Here is a 1,477-nt window from a genome sequence, read left to right as displayed (position 1 = left end):
CGCGAAGCCGCGTACGTCCTCGCCCGCCGTCGCGACCACACCCACGACCTCGTGGCCCGGTGTCACGCGCGGCCGGCGCACCGGCAGGTCGCCCTCGCTGACATGCAGGTCGGTGCGGCACACCCCGCAGGTCCGGACGTGCACGAGGAGCTCGTCGGCCCGGGGCACCGGCACCGGCCGTTCCACGAAACGCAGCGGTCCCCGCTCGATCGGCCCGGGGCGGACCACTTCCCACGCGTGCATCATCCCGTGTTCCGTCCCCTCGACGACCACCCGAGCACCCTCTCCAGTGTGGTCCACGCGGTGTCGGCCGGCGCGCGGCGGGCCCGGAGCCTGGCTAGCGTGGCAGGGCGACAGAGTGCGCGAAACGCGACCCCGGTACCCGCCGCACCAGGAAGAGTGGAACACCATGGCCGTAGAGCCCGAGGGAACGCCCTGCTGGGCGGACGCGATGTTCAGTGATGTCGAGGGAGCGAAGAGTTTCTACGGTGACGTGCTCGGCTGGACGTTCGGCGAGTCGTCCTCGGAGTACGGCAACTACACGCAGGCCTACGCGAACGGCAAGGCGGTGGCCGCCGTCGTTCCCCCGATGCCCGGCCAGGAGGGGCAGTCCGCCTGGTGCCTCTACCTCGCGTCACCGGACGCGGACGCCACCGCCGCGAAGATCCGCTCGCACGGCGGCGAGGTCCTGATGGACCCGATGACGGTCGGCGACTTCGGTTCGATGCTGATCGCCCGTGACCCGGCCGGCGCGGTCTTCGGCGTGTGGCAGGCCGGCCGGCACGAGGGCTTCGAGGCGCGTGCCGTGCCCGGCGCCTACTGCTGGGCCGAGGTCTTCACCCGCGAGCCGGAGAGGACGGACGCCTTCTTCCCGGCCGTCTTCGGCTACCACGCCAAGCAACTGGAGGACTCCGCGATCGACTTCAGGCTCTACGATCTCGGTCAGGATCCGGTCCTGGGCCGTATGAGGATGACGGACGACTTCCCGCCCGAGGTTCCGTCGTACGTCAACGTCTACTTCACCGTCGACGACTGCGACGCGGCGGTCGCGAAGGCGACCGAGCGCGGCGCGATCCTCCGCTTCGGTCCGATGACCAGCCCGTTCGGCCGGTTCGCCGCGCTGAGCGACCCACAGGGCGCGGCGTTCTCCGTGATCGACGTCAGGACGACCGAGGGCACGATGCCGACGGCGACCGAGGTGACCTGAGCCCGGACGGGCGAGGGAACCGGGGACGAGCCGCGCAGGGGGTCGCCTCGTACGTCACCCCTGTACGTCACCCCTGTACGTCTCCCGCGGAACCGAACTTCGGCCCGCGCTGTCTGGGCAGGCATGGCAAGCCTTGTGTTCCTGTTCCTGGCCTTCGCGCCGATGCTGGCGCCCTGCGTGTTCGTGGCCGCCGCCGTGGTGCTCGCCCGACGGGCCCACCAGCGGCCACCGGGCGGCGGATGGCACCTGCCGGGCGCCTCGACGTGCGCG

Annotated in this window: 2 protein-coding genes; one reads left to right on the top strand and one right to left on the bottom strand. The window is 71.4% G+C overall.

Features of this window, described 5'->3' with window-relative positions; all coding sequences use genetic code 11:
• On the bottom strand, window positions 1–243 hold a 243-nt coding region (locus ABZV34_RS39385), incomplete at its 3' end, for an alcohol dehydrogenase catalytic domain-containing protein (protein ID WP_356288081.1).
• A 166-nt stretch (window positions 244–409) separates the two neighbouring features.
• Between ABZV34_RS39385 and ABZV34_RS39380 the strand changes: the two genes are divergently transcribed.
• Window positions 410–1,207, top strand: a complete 798-nt coding sequence (locus tag ABZV34_RS39380; RefSeq protein WP_356288078.1) for a VOC family protein — start codon at window positions 410–412, stop codon at window positions 1,205–1,207.
• Window positions 1,208–1,477: the final 270 nt, after the last annotated feature.

The organism is Streptomyces sp. NPDC005195 (assembly GCF_040608315.1).
GTDB lineage: Bacteria > Actinomycetota > Actinomycetes > Streptomycetales > Streptomycetaceae > Streptomyces > Streptomyces kaempferi.
This window is presented reverse-complemented; position numbering and strand designations above follow the sequence as displayed.